Origin of the sequence: Pseudomonas sp. GWSMS-1 (assembly GCF_049847425.1) — a bacterium.
In the GTDB taxonomy this organism is placed as follows: domain Bacteria; phylum Pseudomonadota; class Gammaproteobacteria; order Pseudomonadales; family Pseudomonadaceae; genus Aquipseudomonas.
The window spans coordinates 54,981-70,797 of the sequence record NZ_JBMHHV010000002.1 but is presented as its reverse complement, the minus strand read 5'-3'; the positions used below and the strand labels follow the sequence as shown (position 1 = coordinate 70,797).

Here is a 15,817-nt window from a genome sequence, read left to right as displayed (position 1 = left end):
GAGTAATCAGCCGATGCGTATTCTGGTCATCGAAGACAACCGCGACATCCTGGCCAATGTGCTGGACTACCTGCAGCTAAAGGGCTTCGGCGTCGACTGCGCGCAGGATGGCTTGAGCGGCTTACACCTAGCCAGCACGGGGCACTACGATTTGATCGTGCTTGACATCATGCTGCCGGGCATCGACGGTTATCAGGTGTGCAAACGCCTGCGTGAGGATGGCCAGAGCGAGGTACCAATCCTTATGCTGACTGCCCGTGATGCGCTTGACGACCGGCTGCACGGCCTCAACGTCGGAGCTGACGACTATCTGATCAAACCCTTTGCCCTATCCGAGTTAGTCGCGCGTATCGAGGCGATCCTGCGCCGCAGCCAAGGCAGCCGAAAACGCCAATTGAAAGTAGCGGATCTGATCTATGACTTAGATACGTTGCATGTCAGTCGAGCAGGCCGACCGCTCAAGCTGAATCCCATTGGTCTAAAGTTATTAGCTGTGTTGATGCAGAAAAGCCCGGCCGTGGTACGCCGCGAAGTACTGGAGGAAGCGCTCTGGGGAGATGACTGCCCCGATAGCGATAGCTTGAGAAGCCATATCCACCAACTCCGTCAGGTTCTCGATAAACCCTTCAATACAGAGCTGCTGCATACTCAGCATGGTGTTGGTTACCGCCTTGCGGAGAAAACTGATGGTATCTAAACAACCTTTTGCACGGCGCATCCTGCTTGCCTTTGTATTGATGACCGTAATGGTAAGCGGCATCTTTTCCATAGGCATCGAAGCGGTGGTGCACTTTGTCGAAGAACATCTGGTTTCCGAGGAGTTACAGCGGGAACTGAATACCGTGCTGCACCAGGATATCAATCGAGGTCGGCCACCACGTTTGGACTCTAGTACCCGATTTTTCGCCTCTAGCCATTCCGAATATGCCATTCCCGAGCAGTATGCAAATCTGGAAGAAGGCTTCAATGAGGTCGTCGATGGCAATGAGGCGTTCTATGTCTATGTCCAGGAAATCAACAATCAGACCTATCTATTGGTGCAAGAACAACACGAGTTCGAGGCCCGTGAGCAAGTTCTATTCGATGTTGTACTAGCAGGCTTTCTACTGACCATCGCAGCCGCATGGGGGCTCGGGCTAGTCATGGCGCGTAAGGTGATGGCGCCCATCAGTCGCTTGGCTCAGCAGGTGCGTCATCGCGACCAATTGCACTCTTTGGCTCCGCCACTTGCTCCCGATTACCCTGATGACGAAATTGGTCAACTGGCAGCTGCCTTTGACAGCACGTTGGGCCAAGTGCGTCAGTCACTGGCGCGTGAACGGCTATTCACCAGTGATGTCAGCCATGAATTGCGCACCCCACTCATGATCATTGCCACTTCCTGTGAGTTGCTTGCAGAGGTGAAGCTTGAGCAGCGCGAGCGTGTGCAGATTGAACGTATAGACCGGGCTTGCGAGGAGATGCGCGAGCTGGTCCAGACCTTCCTGCAACTAGCCAGAGATAAAGCTAATGAGACAGCCTTTGTCGCGAGTAGCAGTTTAGCCAAGGTGGCCACCGAGCAAGCCGAGCGTTGGGGCCCAATGCTCAGAGAAAAAAAACTGGATTTCCAGTGCATTGAAGAGGGTACGGATGATGGTCGCTACAATCCTACTTTTCTCAACGCGGTGATGGCCAACCTACTGCGAAACGCACTGCATTACACCGAGAGGGGGTTTGTACGCCTAGTAATAGGATCTGGAGAGTTTCGCGTAGAGGATAGTGGCAGCGGCATTCCTTTCGAGCAGCACGAGCAGATTTTCCAGCCCTTTGTACGTGGTACACAGGCGCGAGGGGATGGTTTGGGGCTGGGTCTTTCATTAGTAAAACGCATCTGTAGCAAGCAGGGTTGGACGATCTCGGTTCATAACCTACCCGGTGGGGGAGCATGCTTCAACGTAACCTTGAAAAGCGTTGTTTGACGATTTTTTCACATCCTTTTGACAGGGCCTTGATGCCCAACCCCCTAGTGTGGCGAGCGTACCTTCTTGTGGACGCCTCGCCATGTCGAAACCAAATCCCATCGAACTCGAATTTTCCCGTAAATATGACCAAGAGCATGCTCAACAGTACCTGATCAAACATCAGGATGGCTTGGCTCGGCAGCTGTCGCACTGGCGCGATATTCAGGTGGCGCGCAGGGCACTAAAGCTAGCAGATGATCCCAATTTGGTGCTGGATTTGCCCTGTGGTGCTGGGCGTTTCTGGTCCATGCTTTGCGAGCAACCCAATCGGGTGATCCTCGCCGCCGATAACTCAGCCAATATGCTCGCTACAGCATGCGCCGCACAACCGCCAGAGGTAGTCTCGCGGGTCAATACCTTCCAGACTTCGGCGTTTGATATTGACCTGGGTGTCAATGCGGTGGACTGCATCTTCTGCATACGTCTGCTGCATCACATCGAATCATCTGAGCACCGCCTGGCCATTCTGCGTGAATTCCATCGCGTTAGCCGCGATAGCGTAATCCTTTCGCTCTGGGTTGATGGCAACTACAAGGCATGGAAGCGTCGTCGCCTGGAACAGCGGCGCGCAGATGAAGGCCGGGCGTCACAAAACCAAAACCGTTTTGTCGTAGCCAAGTCAGTTATTGAGGATGAATTTAAACAAGCCGGTTTCCGTGTCGTCGATCACCTGGATTTCCTGCCAGGCTACGCCATGTGGCGCACCTATGTGCTGCGCAAGGAGGTCTGAGCCATGGGTGTAATGACCGAAAAGGTATCGCCGCAGCTCATCACGACAGAGTTTGATCGCTGGTGGAATAGATCCGGTATCTGGGTTGAACCGGCCAACAAGCGACGTGGTGGCGAAAGCGGCGTTCAGTTGTTGCAACAGCGCGATTTAATGCGGCCACCCTTGTACTGCAAGCGCCAGGTTGGACATACCTACCGAACTTTGTTGCATCCGTTTGGCCGCCCGACCATCTTGCGAGAACTGCAGGCCTATCGCGCTTTTGCCCGCCTGGGCATCAAGACACCTAACGTCGTCTATTGCACTGCACGGCAGCAGCATGGTACCTGGCAGGCGCTGCTGGTTACCGAAGCCCTGCAAGGCTTTGTCAGCCTAGAGCAGTGGTACGCCGTTGAGAATAGTGCCGCGCTTGCTAAGGCTGTACTGATACAACTCGCCGCAACCCTAGCACGCTTGCATCTGGCGGGCTGGCAGCATGGTTGCTGTTATCCCAAGCATATCTTCGTCAAATCCCAGGTAAACGAAGGCGGCACGGTGACGGTCGAAATAGCCTTGCTCGATCTTGAAAAAAGCCGCCGACGTCTACGAATCAAAGACGCTGCTCGCCGTGACCTAGGCCAGTTAGGGCGGCACCGTGGAAACATGCCTGAAACTGATCTGTTGTTTATCCACCAGGCCTATCAGCAAGCGCTGAACGACCCTGCTGGAGTGTTGCAGCCATGAGCAACATGCCACAGAGCGACGAATTGGATGCCCTCTCGTTGAAAGGCCGCAGTGGCTTTACCCGCATTATTTATGCCACTAGATACTCGCTGGCAGGCTTGCGGGCAGCGTTTCAAGGCGAAGCCGCTTTCAGGCAGCTGCTGTTATTAAATGCAGTGCTTCTGCCGCTGGCTTGTCTGGTGGATGCAACGCCCAGTGAGCGCGTGTTACTGATACTCGTGCCGATGCTGGCGTTGATAGTGGAGCTACTCAACTCAGCCATAGAGAGCACTGTTGACCGTATTTCCCTGAGCATCCACCCACTGTCTAAACAAGCCAAGGATATGGGAAGTGCGGCGCAACTCATTGCACTGATACTGATTGCCCTTACTTGGGGTTTGATCCTGTTATAGCTCCCCATTCTTAAATTATAAAAGGCTACCCATTATGCCTCCCCGCATACCAGCGTCCGCTGATGCCTCCAATGCGAAAGAAAAACTTGGCCTTAGCGAACACCTGGCCTTCCTTTTTGGCAGTGCAGCGCTGTTAGTAGCTTTGCTGACCCTGTTACGCGTGGCCCTATTACTTTTCAACCGAGAGCTGATTGGAGCTACCGCGTGGACCAGCCTGGCAGAAGCGTTTTTTAATGGCCTGCGTTTCGACTTGCGCTTAGTGGTCTATATCTGCGCACCACTGACCCTGGCATTGGCATATCGCCCGGCAATGGTCTGCCGGACATGGCAACGCATTTGGCTGGGGACTTGCGCAGCGGTAGCTATCCTGCTCGGCATGATTGAACTGAACTTCTATCGAGAGTTTCATCAGCGTCTCAACGCATTGGTCTTTCAATATTTGCAAGAAGACCCGGCAACTGTGCTGAGCATGCTCTGGTATGGCTTTCCAGTGCTGCGCCTACTGGGTGCCTGGCTGGCGTTGAGCGCTCTCTTTTTCGTACTGCTGGGTTGGCTGGATATACGCACTCGTGGCAAGGGCCGCTCAACCGTCGAGTCGCGCCGAACAATGAATAAGCTCGGTCATGGTATGGCGCTGCTGCTTTGTCTGGCTATATCGGTCGTTGTGGCGCGAGGTACTTTGCGGCAAGGGCCGCCACTACGCTGGGGGATGCATTTACCACAGACTCAATGTTTGCCAACCACCTAGGCCTCAATGGCACCTTGAGCCTTTATGCCGCGGCCAAGAACCACTACTCAGGTGATCGCGCCGACAAGGTTTGGAAGAGCCGCATGCCCGCAGATCAAGCGACGACCCTGACACGCGATCTCTTATTCACCGAACACGACCGCCTAGCAGACCAGAACACAGCAGCGATCCGCCGCGATTTCCAGCCCCCACAAGACAGGCGCCTGCCGATCCGCAATGTCGTAGTGATTCTGATGGAGAGTTTTGCTGGGCACTTTGTTGGCGCGCTCGGCAGCGAAGCTGGCATCACACCGAACTTCGACCGACTGGCTCAGGAGGGTGTGCTGTTTCGCCGCTTCTTCGCTAATGGCACCCATACCCATCAAGGCATGTTTGCCAGCATGGCCTGTTTCCCAAATTTACCCGGTTTCGAGTACTTGATGCAGACTCCGGAAGGAGGCCACCAATTCTCCGGTCTGGCTCAGTTGCTTAGCACTCGCGACTTCGACGATCTGTATGTCTACAACGGCGATTTTGCCTGGGATAACCAACGTGGCTTTTTCAGCAACCAGGGCATGACACGGTTTATCGGTCGTAATGACTTTGTTGACCCCGTGGTATCTGACCCGACATGGGGAGTGGCTGACCAGGATATGTTTGATCGCGCTGCAGAAGAACTGTTCAAGCAAGACCCGAAGAAACCCTTCTATGCACTCCTGCAAACGCTTTCAAACCATACGCCTTACGCGCTTCCAGGTGTGTTGCCTGTTGAGCCCGTGACAGGGCAAGGTTCGCTTGATCAGCACCTGACAGCTATGCGTTATTCTGACTGGGCTCTGGGACGATTTTTTGAAAAGGCTCGTAAAGCGCCTTATTTCAAAGACACCCTATTCGTGGTCGTGGGTGACCATGGCTTTGGTGCGCAAGAGCAGTTAACCGAGATGGATTTGTACCGATTCCATGTACCCATGCTGTTGATCGCGCCGGGCGTCCAAGACGCCTTTGGTAAGACCCAGGATGTCGTCGGCAGTCAGGTTGATATCGTCCCAACCATCATGGGCCGGCTTGGAGAGCCTGTGCGCCACCAGTGCTGGGGCGCGACTTGTTGAGCTTGCCAGATGGCGACAGTGGCTTTGCCATTGTGAAACCCTCGGGCAGTGACCAGACAGTAGCCATGATCAGTGGCGAACGTATGCTGGTATTGCCTAGGGACATGCCTCCACGCAGCTATCAATACACTTTGGGCCCGCATCCGCAAGGTGCGCTGACGCCTGCTACAGAGCTGGATGACCGTTTGGGTAAGCAACTACAGGCCTACCTGCAGACCGCAACCAATAGCCTACTCAGTAATACGACAGGCGTTGAGGATAGTATTTCGAATAAACCTGAGACACCTATAAGCACTCTGTCAGTGGTAAAAAAGAATGCGCAGGAAAATTGAATCTCTGAATTGTAAGCAGTCGGGTTCTATCCCGTTAACGCGGACACTTTCGGATGGCGGAGTGAATTCACCAGTGCAGACTACCAGCGCTTTCTGAACCGCAACACGCTGGTCGCTGCTGCTGAGCTGGGCGCCAATCATCGGCGATCCTTTGACTGTCATCGCCGGCACGCTGCGCGAGCCATTCTGGAGCTTTCTGATGATCGTTCTGGTGGCCAAGGCAGGGCGTTATCTGGCACTGGCCGCGTTAACGCTTGGGCTGCTGGGATGACGCGCGACGCCGGGCTCGATTTGGTCAAGTGGCTGGCCATGCTCAGCATGCTAATCGACCACTTGCGGTATCTGTGGCCAGACGCCTATGGCCTGTTCGTCATCGGGCGCCTGGCGTTTCCGCTGTTCTGCCTGGGTATTGCCGCCAACGTGGCCAGAACCCGATCTGGCGAGTTGTTCAGCGAGGGTAATGCACGCTATCTCGGCTGGCTGCTGGCCTTCTCCCTGCTCTCCGAGTTGCCTTACCGTCTGCTCTCGCCGGAGAGCGCGACGCTCAACGTGATGCCGACCTTGTCGCTCGGCCTGCTGCTGGCCTGGGGCATTCATCATGCCGATCGCAACAGTCTGTTCCTGGCTGCCACTGCGCTGGTCGTCGCCCTGTTGCTGCATCGACAGCTGATGTATGGGGTGATCGGCGTGACGTTGCCTGCCGCCTGTGTTCTCGGGCTAAAGGGCGTACGCTGGTGGTTATTGCCTGCAGCCCTGGCGGTGTTGGCCAATAGCCGCAACCGCTGGTTTGTGGAGTGGGGAATAGTGCCGGAGACCCTGGCTATGTTCGCCATGGCTGGAGCAGCCGTACTGCTGGGGGTGGCCCTGTTGCGTCAACCCATGTCCTGCACAGTCTGGCCCCGCCTCCAGAATAATTGGCCTTTTGATAATGCCATCTAGGCCGCGAGTGTTCGCATGATGGTCTTGAGCCATTCACACCGCTGCTTCGAGACAAACCAAATAGCACCCTAGCTGAAGGGGCTCAGCAGGGCGAGGCTGCATTAGCCGTGGCGCTTTTACCGGTGCTATCCTTGACGTCTGCCCAAGAGCTTCCTCTCCCGGGTATAGATACCGGTGATGAAACTTGGTTTGAGGCGGTCTCGTTGAGGCCGCCTTTGTCGCTTTTGGGAGAGGCCTCAGTGCTAAGTAGCCCGCAGCTTTGTGTACGCGTCGAAGCGTAAAGCCTCGGCCAAAGCTGTTCGCAGGCCCTCTAACTCGGCATTTTCTCCAATTTTATGGACTCGCGCTGGCCACAGACTGGGGGAATTATCTGCAATTATCTCGGCATAGATAATTGATCAATATCTAGCCGCCACAGGCAAGTTGCGCATCGTTTTTAACGTTCTTCCGCGAGTGCAACCAAGCGGGTGAATCATCCTTTTTTCTGGATGGCTGAAGCGGCCTTTACTTGAGCAGCGCCTCTCAAATTTACTCCTTTAGATACAGCAAGTTACAGAACGAATGTCCTAATTTTTGCCTTATCTCGGCATGACCCCCTATTTGAGGCGCACGTAATCCCATCGAGCAAAGCTCCTGAGGGCATATCGTGTACCAGATGAACGAAGGCGTGCATGTACCCTGATTGGAGGCTTCGATGAAGATCACAGCTATGGAACAGAGCAAATCGGTCAGTGATGTCCTGTGCTGTTGCTGCTGACCGAAAACTGACCCAGTAGAGGCTGTTCTGCCGACTGAAAACTGACCCAGGTGTTCAACTGCTTCTGCTCAATTTTTGAGCAGGAGAACACAGGGTGATCAGTATGGAAATGATGGGCAAAATTCGCCGGATGTATTTCCGCGACAAGCTGTCGCTGCATGAGATAGCCAAGCGCACCGGGTTGGCGCGCAACACGATTCGCAAGTGGGTCAGAGCACCTGAGGCCAAGCCGCCGGTCTACCAACGCCGCGCGATCTTCAACAAACTCAGCCCTTTTCACGCCACGCTGGAGCAGGCGCTAAAAGCCGATTCGCTGCGGCCCAAGCAACAGCGGCGCAGTGCCAAGGCGCTGTTGGCGCAAATCAAAGCCGAAGGTTATGACGGTGGCTACAGCCAGCTCACCGCGTTTATCCGTGCCTGGCGAGGGGGACAGGGCAAGGCGTCGCAGGCCTTTGTGCCGCTGACCTTTGCTCTTGGCGAGGCGTTTCAGTTTGACTGGAGCGAGGAAGGCTTGCTGGTCGGCGGCATTTACCGGCGTATGCAGGTGGCACATCTGAAGCTGTGTGCCAGCCGTGCGTTCTGGCTTGTGGCGTATCCGAGCCAGGGCCATGAGATGTTATTTGACGCCCATACACGCTCGTTCGGCTCCTTGGGCGGCGTGCCGCGCCGGGGCATCTACGACAACATGAAGACCGCCGTCGACAAGGTCAATAAGGGCAAAGGCCGGGCGGTGAATGCGCGCTTTGCGGTGATGTGCGCGCATTACCTGTTCGATCCGGACTTCTGCAACGTCGCCGCTGGTTGGGAAAAGGGCATCGTTGAAAAGAACGTGCAAGACAGCCGCAGGCGTATCTGGCTAGACGCCCAGGACTGCCAGTTTCACTCCTTCGAGGAACTCAATGCCTGGCTGGGCCAGCGCTGCCGCGCGCTTTGGAACGAGCTGACGCACCCTCAATACAGCGGGCTCAGTGTGGCCGAGGTACTGGAGTTGGAGCGCGCCGAACTGATGCCTATGCCCGCGGCCTTCGACGGTTACGTCGAGCGGCCTGCGCGGGTCTCCAGCACCTGCCTGGTCAGTGTCGGGCGCAACCGTTACTCGGTGCCGTGTGAGTACGCGGGTAAGTGGGTCAGCAGCCGTTTGTATCCGACGCGAATCGAGGTGGTGGCTGACGACGCGCTGATTGCCAGCCATGCGCGCTTGCTGGATCGCGAACAGGTCAGCTACGACTGGCAGCACTACATTCCGCTGATTGAGCGCAAGCCCGGCGCGCTGCGCAACGGAGCGCCCTTTACTGATCTGCCAGCGCCGCTGCGTCAGCTCAAGCACGGACTGAAACGTCATGCCGGCGGTGACCGGATCATGGCGCAAGTCCTGGCTGCCGTACCGGTCGCCGGACTCGATGCCGTGCTGGTAGCCGTTGAGCTGGTACTGGAGAGCGGCAGCCTGAGCGCCGAACACATCCTCAATGTCGTGGCACGGCTGACAGCATCCGAACCACCACCCAGCGTCGAAACCCACTTGTCGCTCAAGGAAGCCCCCGTCGCTAACACGGCGCGCTACGACCGCCTGCGTGGCCAGGCCGAGGAGGTCGGTCATGCGTGATTTGATGGCGGAACTCAAGGAGCTGCGCCTGCACGGCATGGCCACGGCCTGGGCGGAGTTAACTGCACAGGGTGAGTCGAACACAGCCTCGTCCAAGTGGCTGCTCGAACACCTGCTGGAACAAGAGCACACAGATCGCGCCATGCGCTCGGTGAGCCACCAGATGAACATGGCCAAGCTGCCGATGCACCGCGATCTGGCCAGCTTCGATTTCAACGCCTCTAGCGCCGACGCACGCCTGATCAGCGAGCTGGCCAGCCTGGCCTTTACCGACACCGCGCAGAACGTGGTGCTGATCGGTGGGCCAGGCACCGGTAAAACCCACCTAGCCACCGCGCTGGCCGTGTCCGGCATCACCCGGCACGGTAAGCGCGTGCGCTTCTACTCCACGGTCGATCTGGTCAATCTGCTGGAGCGCGAAAAACACGACGGCAAAGCCGGGCGGATCGCCCAGGCACTGCTGCGCATGGATCTGGTCATCCTCGACGAACTGGGTTATCTGCCGTTCAGCCAGGCTGGCGGTGCGTTGCTGTTTCACCTGCTGTCCAAGCTGTACGAACACACCAGCGTGGTGATCACCACCAACCTGAGCTTCGCCGAATGGTCGAGCGTGTTCGGCGACGCCAAGATGACCACAGCCCTACTGGATCGGCTAACCCACCACTGCCACATCGTCGAAACGGGCAACGAGTCCTACCGCCTGCAACACAGCAGCTTGGCGGCTCAGGCAAAGATCAAATCACGGGAACGAAAACGTAAGGCTGGCCAGGATCAGCAGGACGACGAGCCGTTTTGATTTTTTGGAAAGGACGACCTGCTGCATGACTGGATGCGGCAGGTCTTCGGTTACAGCATTGGACTATCGAAAGGAGGGATTAAAAAGCAGCTACGTTGCTAAACTTATCCACAGTTGCTGATGCGCAAATCAGCAATCCGCCCTGGGTCAAATTTCAATCGGCAGGGTGGGTCAATTTTCCATCAGCGCCAACACTCATCACCACCTAATGGAGGCCCAATGCCCAGCCACGCTCTTAACATCTATCCCCGCAACGCTTTCGGGTGCGTGATGTTTCTCAGCACAAGGGCCTGCCACGTTTCGATCTCATCTTCGATGACTTCGAGAATGCCGTGGAGCGCTACTCAGAGTCCGTGTGGGAGACCGAAGCTCAGGCCCAGATTCAGGCCACCATGCTCGAAGAGGCCCAGGCCCGCCCTGTACATTGGGACGTGGTACGCCCAGACAATGAGAATTGATCTATGGCAAAAGGCGTAATAATTAGGATTGCCGCTAGTCTCACCGCGTCTTGGGCATCGTTTGCGCCGGTGTTACGCCCTTTCGTAGAAAGAAAGTCTCAATAAATAGGGATTTCGTACGGTATGGAAATTCCGGACTTGTCCCGCTTCTCTTCTTCATAGTGAATCGCAAGTGACGTATAAATTATTGCATACCGTACTTTTTTCATAAGCCTCAATGTTTGTTCTCGCAGCTCTTTGTCTGTGATTACAAGAGGATATCCTCTTAAATTTTCCTTCCCCTCAATTAGTTCTAGATCAGCGGCTATTTTAAGTTTTATTGCTTTTTGCTCTGCCTTTGGAACTCCGCTCTTGAGCAGTCTTCTATTCTCTTCTATGCGATCTAGAATTTCCGCACGATTTTTGTCTTCACGCTCAAGCTCAAAAGACTTAGAGATTGTATAGAGATCATCAATAACAACCCTGAATCCGCCGTGCTCAATTTTATTTCTTATATCCGCCAACTTACCGGCATTTGGGTCCATCCAATGATCATGCCCTTCGGCTTCGTTGTCATTTATTTCTCTGGACAACCAGTACAAGGCCAAAAGAAAGGGATTTTCTGATTCTAGAAATCTGCCCTTAACGTCCTTATCACGCACATACCAGACATTGGAAAAATATACTCTAGCGGCGGAATTAGGCTCCAAGTATTTAAAGAGAAGAACTGCAAGCTTATCAAAGCAAGAGTACAGCAATCTAAAGCAAATCTTAATCTGCTCGATATCGCGCCGATACAAGCAATAGTCCAAAGAGTTTGTCAGAAAAAGATCATTGCTCGCATAATGCGAAACCTCTCTTTTAGCGTACTTGCTTTCAATTGCCTCAAAAAAAGTAAATCTGGCATGCGCATACTGGTGCTTAATTTCAGAGAAGCCTCCGCTTAACCACAAACTTTCGGATACGCCAATTAGGGGTTGATCGAATAAGTAACACTGGGAAGACCCATCACATCTTGGGCCACAACCGGCTCGTTAGAAATATCATTCAAGTCGTTAATGAAAAGGCGATTCTCTAAACACCACTGCTTATACAAACGCTCTTTCTGCGATCTTCCGACAAACCCCTCTAGGGTAGACAGATGAGGAAAGCTTTCACATATCTCGGAGAAATTGTCATCAAAATGCCGGACAAAGCCCTGCAAATGCTGGGCAGCATTCACAACTGCCAAATGTCCTTCATCGAACAAATCGTCCTTGCACTCATAAACGTATTTTAATATTGGGTAAGCTTCTTTCTGGAAGTACATGCAGTGACCTTCATCATATAAGCCACGCGAAAACTCCATAAGAGCCTGCCCTTTGCAAAAAAAGGCCATAGGGTTGTTGAAAGTAGCTATTGCTCTATCATATTCCACTACAGCCTCAAGGTATCGACCCTGACCATAAAGAGCGCTAGCTAGATTTGTATATACCCGGCTCTTCACGTCATCATCAAGTGCAGAGAACCCTGGCTCATACTGTGCTTTTTTGAAAAAATTAACTTGAAGCCCCGTTTTTTCATCCCAAGGGGAATTAAGTCTATCCGCAAGTACAGCATAGCCGTTTCCGACAATATAATGATTGTACGCCCGCAGCTCAGAGTTATCGTACATGCGACAAACTAGCAGCTCTATAAAGGCACTAATTTCATCGTACTTGCGCCCTGCAATTAGTTCATCCATCTTCGCAGCATCATCATTAATGCAGGTCTTTCCCATTATGTAAGGCTTCCGATGGTTGAGGGATGAACTTTCAGCTAAACCTTGAGCTTAATCTGAATCGTCCCTGGTTTTGTAGATGCCCAACTGTTCGCATTTTCCCTGGAACCGATAAGTACGCCGAACGCACCAGACCTACAGTAGCGCGGCGCTAACGAAATGTGCGGCGAGCGCTGGCTCATTACTGGTTCTCCCTGGAAGGCCGGGGCATAATGCACGTCAAGCTTCATCCCCTTCACTCAGGGGGCAGCCTATCCCAACCGGGAAAGGGTGTTCTCACCAGCCTCGGAGCCTTCATGCAACGCCACTACCTGAACGACTGACGCTCTCGCGCTCTCGCAGAAATGGCATTCCTTCGGTACGCGCCGAAATCGCATGAGGCTCACCATGACTACCCTTGGAACTACCCTGCTCGCTGAGTGGGAACTCGCCCTGCTGCAAATGCAGGTGGATATTATTGCCCTCGCCGCCAGTCACCTGGAGGAAGGAACCCGAGACGCAGAAGTCGCCCAAGAAATCGCCGACCGGGCGCAGGTGTTCGACATGATAGCCACCAACGGTCATATGCCGCTCAGCCCTGCTGCACGAAGCTTGATGCACCAGGCCTACTACGATGCTGCAAAGCTACTGCATGACGCCTACGGAGAGGCGGTTGAGGTCTAGCCATCCTGTGTTGCGCTGCTGGCCCGCCAGCAGCGTACTTGGGATCAGCGGCGCGCTCTGTAGATTGGGATTCACCCAGTCCTGCGGAGAAGACCATGACCACCATTGAGCGAGTTTCCCTCAAAGACCCTACGTTGCGTCCTGGCGGGCATTGGGCGGCCATCAGATGTTCGTCGGGGCTTTTGAAAGTGCCAGCTGCGGCATAGTGCTGCTGGCCACCGACAAGGACAGCGAGGCGGCTGGCTTCGAGACGCCCGAGCAGTGCGCTGCGGCGATGCTGGCCCACGGGTTCAAGACCGACTCAACTACCTGGCTGGACATAGGCCCATTTCAGGGGCAGCTCGCCCTGTTCTGAGCGCGCGGGCGCTTGGGATTCTGACGGCTGGGGGTAGCCTGGAACCATCTAAACAAAGGAGGTTTCCTATGTCCCCGCTGCACTTCTCCCTCATTTTTTCAGGCACCGTTTCCCCTGACGGCGGCGATGCTGAGGCGGAAAATATCGCCCTGACTCCGGTCGAGCTGCTGGCCAACCTGGAGCAAGCCGTGAACACCATCACCGGAAACGGCCTGGTGACTGGCGATTCGCCGGCCACTCTCGACGAGCATTCCCATTGCGTGCGTGTCACCAGCGGTAAGCTCGACATGATGGCCATGCCGGTTATCTCGATTGCCCACCTCGACAGCGATACAGCTCAAGCGCTCACCGCCAGCGCCGGCCAGTGCAAGTGGGCTACCGTCGCCTGCTATCCAGAGGGGTTTTTCATCGGTTTCTTCGACGAAGGCCACGATGCCGAGATGCCCGAGTCCGCCCGAGCCATCCACCAGTGGCTCAAAGGTCAAAACCTAAATCGCTGGGTACGCCTGGATTGCGATTGGGATACCGTCGACGGCCTGCCTGCGTATGTGTGGTGATCGCCATGACCGACAAAAACACTTCGCACTCTGAACGGGCCAAGACCTTCAATCACGCCTTCACCATCGCCTTCGAGGTCGGCGGCTCAACCACAGAAGACGGCGCGGACGTGACGGCCGAGCAGATGGCCGCAGCCTTGAGCAAGCGGATAGCCGATCTGCTGGCCAACGGCGAAATGCTTGAAGCCGTGGGCGGTCCCAACGATACCTACCGCGAGGACGTGTAAGCTCTGTTATCTGGCCACGCATGGGGCGTGGCCAGCGCCGGAGATCGTCATGAGCAGCACCCCTTTCTGCGCATCAGCGCCACCCTGCTTGACCAGCAAGCACCGCATACACCGCATGCTGGCCTCGATCTGGACGAGCAGGAAACCCAGGCCCTCACCCTGCTGCTGAACCGCATTGGCCATGCCCAGGTTCAGCCGCTGGCAGGCGATCAGCTTGAGGCGCACCTGATGGTTGCCGCCTTGGACAAGCTGCGCACAGCACTGCACCGCGCCTACGATGCCGAGTTTCCGCTCCCGGTAGCCTAGCTTGGGATTGCGAGGCCTTCCGGTAGCCTGAACTCAGCTACCAAGAGGCCTCCGCAATGGACAACCGTACAGTCAAGCACCTGATGCGCAACCCGCTGGCGATGGCCAACTACAGGGCCACCGGCAAAGCGCCGCAGTTCCGCACCCCCTCCAGCCCCCTCATCACCCTGCTGCAATCACTGTACCCCCGTGAGCGCGCCCAGATCACCGCTGTGCGCGTCAACGAGCAGCTGGGCTACCAAGGCGGGCGGCAGTTCCATAATGCCGCGCAAGCCCTCAACTGGCTGCTGCCGGCCAATCCAGGAACGCACATTCCTAGCGAGTCGTGGCAGAACAAGCGCTTCCAGAAGGCGCTGACCATTGATGACCTTGCCCAGTGCGCTCGGGTACCGGATCTGGTAGCTGATGAATGGTGGCGGCGTCACCCGCAGCTGGCCAGCTTGCGCCAGTCCACGCAAACAACTTCCAGTCCGCAGGCTCTGGAGGGCTCCCAGTGAATTTTGTCCCTCTCGATCACGGCAACCCGCCGAGTTCGGTTGCATCGTGCTGTTGCGAACGTCTTTGCCTAGACATGGCACAATGATGACCTGACCACCGCCAAGATTGAGCGACGACGTTTGAGCACGGACACTCTCTTACCCAAGATTTCTGAAGTAAAAGGCCAGCCCACGTGGGTTGATAGCAATCTTCCCGACCTGCGTACCTTGGAACGTGAACTGCGTACACACGCACTTGAGGAAGTCACTGCCGCGACCACCCATGAAGACGCTATCGAGGTGACAGCTCTGCACCTGGGATTTATTGACCCTGCGATCTTGTCCATAACCGTCGAGACGCCTATGGGGGATGTGACTATCCTGCGTAGCAGCATCTATCATATCGTCGAGAAACGACTGGATGCCCGTGAGCGCTACGTTAGATTGGCTTTAGATACGCTCACAGGGCCGCTGGAGGTCTGGAAAGTGGCCTTCACAGACGGCACTGACCGGCTGGCTTTCATTGGTGTGTATGAGTCAAAGCGGCAGATGCTAGTAAGCGTTGTGTTCTTCGAGGGCCAGATGCTCTGGAACTTTATGCACACGGACGCCAAATCGCTCAACAAGCATCGTCATGGCGAGTTGCTGTACAAGCGCTACACGCTTTTGTGAGAGCAAAGAAAAAGGGCTACTGGTTACAGTAGCCCTCGAATTTTTGCTTGATATTCATATACACACCCTCAAGCAGGGGTGTGGAGGTCTCACCCTACGCCGATGTTCAGCCATCGCCGGGGTTCCTACGCCAGTCATTGCCGCTGAAGGCCACTGGTTTCGCGCTCACTTGCAATCATATACAAGGCGACACTTGTGTCAATCAAATTTGATGAATGACCGTGATGTTACGGGACTTCCAGTGATCCCGGATGAATGAC

The 15,817-nt window shown here is 55.2% G+C and carries 18 protein-coding genes and 2 pseudogenes; 18 read left to right on the top strand and 2 right to left on the bottom strand.

Features of this window, described 5'->3' with window-relative positions:
* Positions 1-13: 13 nt before the first annotated feature.
* From ACEPAJ_RS00795 to ACEPAJ_RS00745, 11 genes and pseudogenes are all read left to right on the top strand, one after another.
* A complete protein-coding gene (locus tag ACEPAJ_RS00795; RefSeq protein ID WP_064494813.1) occupies positions 14-697 on the top strand; it encodes a response regulator transcription factor in 684 nt (227 codons plus the stop codon).
* Complete coding sequence (locus ACEPAJ_RS00790) at positions 687-1,958, top strand: sensor histidine kinase (protein WP_425912944.1); 1,272 nt, start codon at positions 687-689, stop codon at positions 1,956-1,958. The genes ACEPAJ_RS00795 and ACEPAJ_RS00790 overlap by 11 nt, the downstream gene beginning before the upstream one ends.
* Positions 1,959-2,040: 82 nt before the next feature.
* A complete protein-coding gene (locus ACEPAJ_RS00785) occupies positions 2,041-2,730 on the top strand; it encodes a class I SAM-dependent methyltransferase (protein WP_090439047.1) in 690 nt (229 codons plus the stop codon).
* 3 nt (positions 2,731-2,733) lie between these two features.
* Positions 2,734-3,450, top strand: coding sequence for a lipopolysaccharide kinase InaA family protein (locus tag ACEPAJ_RS00780; RefSeq protein WP_322948424.1), 717 nt, complete (start codon positions 2,734-2,736; stop codon positions 3,448-3,450).
* 5 nt (positions 3,451-3,455) lie between these two features.
* Positions 3,456-3,842 carry a diacylglycerol kinase gene (locus ACEPAJ_RS00775; RefSeq protein ID WP_031297681.1) on the top strand — a complete coding sequence of 129 codons (387 nt, stop codon included), beginning with the start codon at positions 3,456-3,458 and terminating at the stop codon, positions 3,840-3,842.
* Positions 3,843-3,876: 34 nt separating this feature from the next.
* Positions 3,877-6,010, top strand: a pseudogene (locus ACEPAJ_RS00770) (LTA synthase family protein).
* A gap of 106 nt (positions 6,011-6,116) precedes the next feature.
* Positions 6,117-6,281: pseudogene (locus ACEPAJ_RS00765) on the top strand (DedA family protein); the annotation flags it as partial.
* Positions 6,278-6,949, top strand: a complete 672-nt coding sequence (locus ACEPAJ_RS00760; protein ID WP_074917973.1) for a TraX family protein — start codon at positions 6,278-6,280, stop codon at positions 6,947-6,949. The pseudogene ACEPAJ_RS00765 and the gene ACEPAJ_RS00760, both read left to right, overlap by 4 nt.
* An 860-nt stretch (positions 6,950-7,809) precedes the next feature.
* Positions 7,810-9,309 carry an IS21 family transposase gene (gene istA, locus ACEPAJ_RS00755; protein WP_425912961.1) on the top strand — a complete coding sequence of 500 codons (1,500 nt, stop codon included), beginning with the start codon at positions 7,810-7,812 and terminating at the stop codon, positions 9,307-9,309.
* Positions 9,302-10,105 (top strand): IS21-like element ISPst3 family helper ATPase IstB, encoded by an 804-nt coding sequence (istB, locus tag ACEPAJ_RS00750; protein ID WP_425912941.1) that lies wholly within the window; start codon positions 9,302-9,304, stop codon positions 10,103-10,105. The genes istA and istB overlap by 8 nt, the downstream gene beginning before the upstream one ends.
* Positions 10,106-10,368: 263 nt before the next feature.
* Positions 10,369-10,563, top strand: coding sequence for a hypothetical protein (locus tag ACEPAJ_RS00745; RefSeq protein WP_425912939.1), 195 nt, complete (start codon positions 10,369-10,371; stop codon positions 10,561-10,563).
* A 98-nt stretch (positions 10,564-10,661) separates the two neighbouring features.
* Here ACEPAJ_RS00745 and ACEPAJ_RS00740 read toward each other — a convergent pair whose 3' ends face one another.
* Positions 10,662-11,495 carry an LA2681 family HEPN domain-containing protein gene (locus tag ACEPAJ_RS00740; RefSeq protein WP_425912938.1) on the bottom strand — a complete coding sequence of 278 codons (834 nt, stop codon included), beginning with the start codon at positions 11,493-11,495 and terminating at the stop codon, positions 10,662-10,664.
* Positions 11,496-11,512: 17 nt separating this feature from the next.
* The gene (locus ACEPAJ_RS00735; RefSeq protein WP_425912937.1) at positions 11,513-12,265 is read right to left on the bottom strand and encodes a hypothetical protein; all 753 of its coding nucleotides are present in this window, start codon (positions 12,263-12,265) and stop codon (positions 11,513-11,515) included.
* A gap of 423 nt (positions 12,266-12,688) precedes the next feature.
* Between ACEPAJ_RS00735 and ACEPAJ_RS00730 the strand changes: the two genes are divergently transcribed.
* From ACEPAJ_RS00730 to ACEPAJ_RS00700, 7 genes are all read left to right on the top strand, one after another.
* The gene (locus ACEPAJ_RS00730; RefSeq protein ID WP_069900613.1) at positions 12,689-12,964 is read left to right on the top strand and encodes a hypothetical protein; all 276 of its coding nucleotides are present in this window, start codon (positions 12,689-12,691) and stop codon (positions 12,962-12,964) included.
* 166 nt (positions 12,965-13,130) lie between these two features.
* On the top strand, positions 13,131-13,319 hold the full coding sequence (locus tag ACEPAJ_RS00725) for a hypothetical protein (RefSeq protein WP_425912936.1): 189 nt from the start codon (positions 13,131-13,133) through the stop codon (positions 13,317-13,319).
* 68 nt (positions 13,320-13,387) lie between these two features.
* Positions 13,388-13,876 (top strand): hypothetical protein, encoded by a 489-nt coding sequence (locus tag ACEPAJ_RS00720; protein ID WP_077750175.1) that lies wholly within the window; start codon positions 13,388-13,390, stop codon positions 13,874-13,876.
* Positions 13,877-13,881: 5 nt separating this feature from the next.
* On the top strand, positions 13,882-14,103 hold the full coding sequence (locus tag ACEPAJ_RS00715) for a hypothetical protein (RefSeq protein ID WP_138739097.1): 222 nt from the start codon (positions 13,882-13,884) through the stop codon (positions 14,101-14,103).
* Positions 14,104-14,130: 27 nt separating this feature from the next.
* Positions 14,131-14,409 carry a DUF7706 family protein gene (locus ACEPAJ_RS00710; RefSeq protein WP_425912933.1) on the top strand — a complete coding sequence of 93 codons (279 nt, stop codon included), beginning with the start codon at positions 14,131-14,133 and terminating at the stop codon, positions 14,407-14,409.
* Between the two features lie 56 nt (positions 14,410-14,465).
* The gene (locus ACEPAJ_RS00705) at positions 14,466-14,906 is read left to right on the top strand and encodes a hypothetical protein (RefSeq protein WP_069900618.1); all 441 of its coding nucleotides are present in this window, start codon (positions 14,466-14,468) and stop codon (positions 14,904-14,906) included.
* Positions 14,907-15,026: 120 nt separating this feature from the next.
* Positions 15,027-15,557 carry a PBECR2 nuclease fold domain-containing protein gene (locus ACEPAJ_RS00700; protein ID WP_069900619.1) on the top strand — a complete coding sequence of 177 codons (531 nt, stop codon included), beginning with the start codon at positions 15,027-15,029 and terminating at the stop codon, positions 15,555-15,557.
* Positions 15,558-15,817: the final 260 nt, after the last annotated feature.

Bases quoted from the DNA above. Each gene is read 5' to 3' on its own strand.
- ACEPAJ_RS00780 (WP_322948424.1), top strand. From the start codon at position 2,734: ATGGGTGTAATGACCGAAAAGGTATCGCCGCAGCTCATCACGACAGAG.
- ACEPAJ_RS00760 (WP_074917973.1), top strand. From the start codon at position 6,278: ATGACGCGCGACGCCGGGCTCGATTTGGTCAAGTGGCTGGCCATGCTC.
- ACEPAJ_RS00715 (WP_138739097.1), top strand. From the start codon at position 13,882: ATGACCGACAAAAACACTTCGCACTCTGAACGGGCCAAGACCTTCAAT.
- ACEPAJ_RS00795 (WP_064494813.1), top strand. From the start codon at position 14: ATGCGTATTCTGGTCATCGAAGACAACCGCGACATCCTGGCCAATGTG.
- ACEPAJ_RS00785 (WP_090439047.1), top strand. From the start codon at position 2,041: ATGTCGAAACCAAATCCCATCGAACTCGAATTTTCCCGTAAATATGAC.
- ACEPAJ_RS00790 (WP_425912944.1), top strand. From the start codon at position 687: ATGGTATCTAAACAACCTTTTGCACGGCGCATCCTGCTTGCCTTTGTA.
- ACEPAJ_RS00775 (WP_031297681.1), top strand. From the start codon at position 3,456: ATGCCACAGAGCGACGAATTGGATGCCCTCTCGTTGAAAGGCCGCAGT.
- istB (WP_425912941.1), top strand. From the start codon at position 9,302: ATGCGTGATTTGATGGCGGAACTCAAGGAGCTGCGCCTGCACGGCATG.
- ACEPAJ_RS00720 (WP_077750175.1), top strand. From the start codon at position 13,388: ATGTCCCCGCTGCACTTCTCCCTCATTTTTTCAGGCACCGTTTCCCCT.
- istA (WP_425912961.1), top strand. From the start codon at position 7,810: ATGGAAATGATGGGCAAAATTCGCCGGATGTATTTCCGCGACAAGCTG.
- ACEPAJ_RS00705 (WP_069900618.1), top strand. From the start codon at position 14,466: ATGGACAACCGTACAGTCAAGCACCTGATGCGCAACCCGCTGGCGATG.
- ACEPAJ_RS00735 (WP_425912937.1), bottom strand. From the start codon at position 12,265: ATGGATGAACTAATTGCAGGGCGCAAGTACGATGAAATTAGTGCCTTT.
- ACEPAJ_RS00730 (WP_069900613.1), top strand. From the start codon at position 12,689: ATGACTACCCTTGGAACTACCCTGCTCGCTGAGTGGGAACTCGCCCTG.
- ACEPAJ_RS00725 (WP_425912936.1), top strand. From the start codon at position 13,131: ATGTTCGTCGGGGCTTTTGAAAGTGCCAGCTGCGGCATAGTGCTGCTG.